This window comes from Salinispora sp. H7-4, assembly GCF_013416675.1.
Classification (GTDB): Bacteria; Actinomycetota; Actinomycetes; order Mycobacteriales; family Micromonosporaceae; genus Micromonospora; species Micromonospora vitiensis.
Map to the genome: position 1 here is coordinate 64,711 of NZ_JABZED010000007.1, position 6,000 is coordinate 70,710.

A 6,000-nucleotide genomic window follows, 5' to 3' on the forward strand; every position below is an offset into this window, starting at 1 on the left:
CAGCTCTGACGCCGCCCGTACCTTTTCGTTTTCCAGACTTGGACCTTTCATGCGCAAGATCCCTTTTTCCGTGCAGATCCTGCTCGGCCTCGCCCTCGGCGTGGCCCTCGGCTACCTCGCCCGGGCCGGTGAGCTGAGCTGGCTGGCCAGCGGCCTCGACACCGTCGGTGGCCTCTTCGTCCAGCTGCTCAAACTCGCCGTGCCGCCCCTGGTCTTCACCGCCATCGTGATCAGCGTGGTCAGTCTGCGGGGCGTGGCCAACGCCGCCCGGCTGGCGCTGCGCACGCTCCTTTGGTTTGGCGCCACCGCGCTCATCGCGGTCAGCGTCGGTATCGGCCTCGGGCTCCTCACCAACCCCGGCCGCGGGGTCACCCTGGACACGGCCGACGCCACCGCCCCGACCAGGACCGGCTCCTGGACCGACTTCCTCACCGGCATCGTCCCGACCAACCCGGTCGGCGCCTTCGTCGAGGGCAACGTCCTCCAGATCGTCTTCCTCGCCCTCGTCATCGGGGCGGCCGCCCTGCTGGTCGGCCCGCCCGCCGAGCCGTTCGTCGCACTCAACCGGGCCCTACTGGCGATCGTTCAGAAGGCGCTGTGGTGGGTGATCCGGCTCGCCCCGATCGGGACCCTGGGCCTGATCGGCAACGCCGTCGCCACGTACGGCTGGGACCTGCTGGCCCCGCTGGCCCGCTTCACCACCGCCGTCTACGTCGGCTGCGCGATCGTGCTGTTCGTGGTCTACCCACTGCTGCTGCTCGGTGCCGGCCGGCTCAACCCGCTGCGCTTCTTCGCCGGCGCCGCACCGGCGATCCAGCTGGCCTTCGTCTCCCGCTCCTCGGTCGGCACCATGCCGGTGACGCAGCGCGCGGTGGAGCGGCTGGGGGTCCCCCGCGAGTACGCCTCGTTCGCGGTCCCGTTCGGCGCCACCACGAAGATGGACGGCTGCGCCTCGATCTACCCGGCCCTGGCCGCGATCTTCGTGGCACAGGTCTTCGGGGTGGAGCTGGGTGTCACCGACTACCTGTTGATCGCCTTCGTCTCCGTGGTCGGCTCGGCGGCGACCGCCGGGCTCACCGGCGCGCTCGTCATGCTCACGCTGACGCTGAGCACACTCGGCCTGCCGCTGGCCGGCGCGGGCCTGCTGCTGGCCATCGACCCCATCCTGGACATGGTCCGCACCGCGACCAACGTCGCCGGGCAGGCGCTCGTACCGACGATCGTGGCGGCCCGGGAGGGCACCCTGGACCGGACCGCGTACGACGCGGCCGGCCGGCGGAGCCTGGTTGACGAGGACCCGGTCGAGCGCGGCTCCCGGCCGGGCCAGCACGAGGAGCCGGCCCTGGCCCCCGCCTGAGCGGATCCGCACCCGGCCCCGCCCCGGTGCTGGGGCGGGGTCGGCGTCGGTCCCGACGGACTCGGCCGGCACCGCCCAGCGCCGGGGCTTCCCGTCAGCCGGCCAGGTGGGACCACCGGGCCGCCAGTTCACCCCAGCGGCCCTGGGCGGCCACCCGCCCGTCCTCCAGCACCAGGACGTGGTCGGCGCGGAGCAGCGCCGCCCGTTTCGAGGTCGACCCCAGCACCGTGACCCCGTGCTGTCGCAGCGCCGCCCAGAGCGCCAGCTCCGTGGTGACATCCAGCGCGGAGGAGACGTCGTCGGCGACCAGCAACTCGCTCCCCGGGGCGAGCGCCCGGGCCAGTGCGAGCCGCTGTAGTTGCCCGCCCGAGAGCCGGGCGCCCTTGTGCCCGATGACCAGCCCGAGACCGGCCCCGGAGGCCGCCAGGTCCGGCTCGAGCTGGGCGGTGGACGCCGCCGCGCCGGCGTCCACCGGAAAGCCGAGGGTGATGTTGTCGCCGATCGTCCCGGAGAGCACGCGGGGCTGCTGACCGACGTAGCTGACCTGGTGCGGGCGGAGAAACAGCTCCGGCTCGGTCACCGGCACGCCGTTCCACAGCAGCCGGCCGGTGTGCGGCACGATCCCGGCGAGGGCCCGCAGCAGCGACGACTTGCCCGACCCGACCGGACCGATCACCAGGACGAGCTGGCCGCGTTCGACCGTCAGGTCGACGTCGCGGACCGCCGCCACCCCGTCCGGGTGGCGGACCCCGAACCCGGCCAACTCGAGCCGACGCAGCGGGTGCCGGGCCGGTGCCGACGGCGCCGGAGCGGTACCGGCGGCCGGGTCGACGCCCGGCAGCACCGCCGAGTACGTCGACGCCCCGGTCATCGCCGCCGTCCGTTGGGTCCACACCCGAGCCGACGGCACCTGGGAGAACAGCGACGCCGCGGTCCAGGCGATCCAGCGCGCCGCGACGAGGGTGGAGACGGCGACCAGGGTCGCGCCGGCCGACAGCACACCGGCCAGGAACAGCGCCCACGCGCCGATCGGTAGCAGCCCGCTGACCACCGACGGCGTGGAGCGGGACCACACCTGGGTGGAGATCTCCCGCCGCTGGCGCTCGCTGCGGACAGCGTCCAGGTCGGCGAGGTGGTCGAGCACCGGCCCGGTCGCGCCGGCCAGCTTCACCGTCCGCGCGGCGGAGAGCCCGGAGACCAGCGCGGTCGCGTACGCGGCCCGCGCCGTCACCGTCGCCCGTGCGCTGCGCTCCAGGGCCGGGCCGAACAAGGCGGCGACCAGCGCGGACACCAGCATCGTCCCCAGGAAGAAGAGTCCGGGTACGACGCTGCCGGAGATAACGGTCATCGTCATCAGCAGGGCCAGACCGAAGAACTGGTCCACCATGTGGTCGGCGAGCTCCACGACCCGTTCGGTGTCACCACCCTGGGCGACCACCTCGGCGGGGGTGTAGCCGCTGACCCGGCGGGGCCCGGTCTGCCCATGCACCAGCCGGAGGTTGATCCGCAGCATCTGCCGCACCCACCAGTTCTGGAACCACAGCGTCGTATACCAGTGGAAGGGCAGCGTGACCAGCAGCCCGGCCGCGATGCCGAGCGCCGGCAGCCACGGCTCACCGACGCCGTCCACCACGTCCACCCAGAGCCATGGCAGCACCGGGCCGTCCAGACCGACCAACACCAGCACCACGAAGGGCGCCATGGCCGCCAGCCCGTACCGTGGGTCGTTGCGGAGCAGCCGGAAGATCTCCCGCAGTGTTCGGCCAAGGGGCGCCACCGCTGGCGAGACGCCCGTAGCTGATGGCGATACGTCTACTGCTGATGGTGAGACGTCCGCGGCGGAGGGCGGGACGTCCACGGGGAGCGGCGAGGTGGGCTTCGCCGGGGCGGCGACCGGGCCGGGTTCGAGCCCAGCATCCGGCTTTGTGCCGTCCAGTAGCCCGACCCCAGCGCCGACGCCGCTACCCCTGACAGCCAAGGGGCCACCGCCAACGCCAACCTGGACGGGCCCGTGGACGCTGCTGCTGACGGGAGTGACGGCCGGGGTGATGGCGTCGCTGGTGACGGCGGCCGGGGTGACGGCGTCGGGGGTGACGGCGTCGCTGATGGCCAGCAGTTCGGCGAAACGCCCCGACTCCCGCAGCGGCCCGGCCTCCAGCACCGCGCCGTCCGCCAGCACCACCACCTCGTCGCAGTGCCGGACCGAGGAGAGCCGGTGCGCGATGACGATCCCAATCCGGTCGCGCAGCAGCCGTTCGGTGGCCGCCTGCACCCGCGACTCGGTGACCGGATCGAGCCGGGCGGTCGCCTCGTCCAGGATCACCACGTGCGGGTCCCGCACCAGAATCCGGGCGAACGCGACCAGCTGCTCCTGACCGGCGGAGAGGACGTGCCCACCCTCGCCGAGCCGGGTCCGCAGCCCGTCGGGGAGTTCGGTGGCCCAGCCGTCGAGGCCCAGTTCACGCAGGGCATCGGTGGCGGCGTCGAGAAGATCCGGGTCGAAGAGGGCAATGTTCTCCGCGAGGGTGCCGGCCAGGATCTCGGTACGCTGCGGCACCACCGCCACCCAGCGGCGCAGCTTCTCGACATCCAGGTCGCGCAGATCCCGGCCACCGAGCAGGACCGTCCCAGCCGGTACGTCCACCGCCCGGGTGAGCACCTTCGCCAGCGTGGACTTACCCGAACCGGTCCGCCCGACCAGGGCGTACGACCGGCCCCGGGTGAAGGTGAGGTGGATGTCGCGCAGGGCCGGGCCGCGGCTGCCCTCGGCCACCGGATACTGGAAGGTCAGACCCCGCACCGTCAGATCACCGTCAACCGGGGCCAGCCCGCCCACCGGCTCCTGCGGGGAACCCGCCAGCAGCCGTACGCGGCCCCAGGCACCGAGGGCGTACTGCAGCTCCGGCACCAGCCGGCTGACGTGCTCGACGGTCGCACCGAAAGCGACGGCGAGCAGCCACACGGCGGTCAGCCGGGCGCCGTCCACCCGACCGCTGGCCAGCGCCCACGCTCCGGCGAGCACCACCGCGGCGACCCCGACGCTGGTGACGCTGACCGCGGTGGTGGTGACCCGGGCCGACATCCGCCACACCGGCATCCCCCGGGCGAGCACGGCCGCCGCCCGGGTGGCCCAGAGCCGCAGCACGTACGGCTGGGCGAGGCTGGTCCGCACGTCATCCTGGCCGTGGACGGCCTCCTCCATCACCGCGGCCAGGTCGGACCAGGCCGCCTCCTCGGCCATCCGGGCTGGGACAATGCGCGCGGTGGGCCGGCGCAGGCCGACGGCGAGGCCACCGGCGAGCAGCAGCATGGTCAGCCCGGCCGGCCACCAGACGCCCAGTGCGACGACCGCGGAGAGCAGGCCCGCGGTCAGCATCTGGGCGATGCGGATACCCTGCGATCGGATTCCGGCGGCAACGTCATAGACGTCGCCGTCGATCCGGTCAAGCAGCTCGCCGACCGGCGTCGCCTCCAAGGTGGGCAGGTCCTGCCCGAAGGCGACCCGGCAGAGCCGGCGCCGGACGGCGGCGGACCAGTCGGCGGTCACCCCGGCCAGCACCAGATTGACCACGAGAGCGCTACCCACGGCGGCGACCAGCGCCGCCGCGAGCAGGACGAAGGCACCGACGGAGCGGTGCACCAGGACCGGCCCGGCCAACGCGGCGGCAGCGGCCTGACCGCCGGCGCCGAGTAGGACCAGGATGCCCACCATCGTCATACGGCGGGGCGCGGTGGCCCACAGGTCACGGAGCAGACGCACGGGAGACCCTAACGACGAGCGGCGCTGGAACGCCCAGCCTCGCCCGACGGGGACCCGTCGCTCAAACCATTTTGGCCCTGCCAACGGGAGCCCTCGCCGGGCACACCAGCCAAGTTGACTGCAAGACCCGGATCGGCAGCGGATCACGCTGCGTGCTGCCTGGGGCTGTTCGGCGCCAAATCCGCTGATGTCCGGTTGGTGCCGGCTTGCGGTGTGGTCGGGGGCACGGTGGTGGCGGAATCCCGGCGGCCGTCGGGGCGTTACATCTTGCGTACGGCCGTGGAGGTGCCCCGCTCGGGCGGGTGACACCGGGTGCGGTCGCCGGGAATGCCGGTGGCCGGTCGGTCGTTACATCTGGACCCGGCACCGTGTGGGCCCCCTGTGGCGGCCCGCGGTCGCCGACCCCCCTTTCTTTTCTTTGAGCGCCGGACGGTGCTTGCACCCCGTGCCGCCTGACCCCCCTTCAGGCGTGTGGGTGGGTGTCGACCCCCGAATGGAGCAACCCCCATGAACACGATTCTGCGTCGTAGCGTCCTTGGTATCGCTGGTCTGGCCCTGTCCACCGGTGTCATCGCCGGCCCCCTGGGCACCCTCACCGACACCACCACCACCACCCCCGCCGCGGCTGCTGCTGGCGTGGTGCAGGCCGACAAGCCCGACACCAGCACGCTGATCCCGCACGGCACCCAAGGTGAGCAGTCACGCATCGACCTGGGCGACGAGCAGGTATCGAATGTGAAGGCCATCATCGAGGCCACCAAGTCCGCCGGCATGGACGAGCGCGCCGCCGTCGTGGCGATCGGCACCAGCCTGCAGGAGTCGAAGCTGGAGAACCTGGGACACCTGGGTGACCGCAACGACCACGACTCGCAGGGCCTGTTCC

At 72.8% G+C, this 6,000-nt stretch carries 2 protein-coding genes and 1 pseudogene; 2 read left to right on the forward strand and 1 reads right to left on the reverse strand.

The genetic code is table 11. The features are described from left to right. Positions 1 to 49: 49 nt before the first annotated feature. Positions 50 to 1,357: a dicarboxylate/amino acid:cation symporter gene (locus H0524_RS08210; RefSeq protein WP_180198121.1), complete on the forward strand. Its 1,308-nt coding sequence runs from the start codon at positions 50 to 52 to the stop codon at positions 1,355 to 1,357. 94 nt (positions 1,358 to 1,451) lie between these two features. On the opposite strand, the gene H0524_RS08215 is transcribed toward H0524_RS08210, so the two are convergent. After that, positions 1,452 to 5,117 (reverse strand): ABC transporter ATP-binding protein, encoded by a 3,666-nt coding sequence (locus H0524_RS08215; protein ID WP_180198122.1) that lies wholly within the window; start codon positions 5,115 to 5,117, stop codon positions 1,452 to 1,454. Positions 5,118 to 5,624: 507 nt separating this feature from the next. Here H0524_RS08215 and H0524_RS24530 point away from each other — a divergent pair. Next, a pseudogene (locus H0524_RS24530) lies at positions 5,625 to 6,000 on the forward strand (hypothetical protein); the annotation flags it as partial.

Coding starts and splice junctions, on each gene's coding strand:
- H0524_RS08210 (WP_180198121.1), top strand. CDS start 50: ATGCGCAAGATCCCTTTTTCCGTGCAGATCCTGCTCGGCCTCGCCCTC.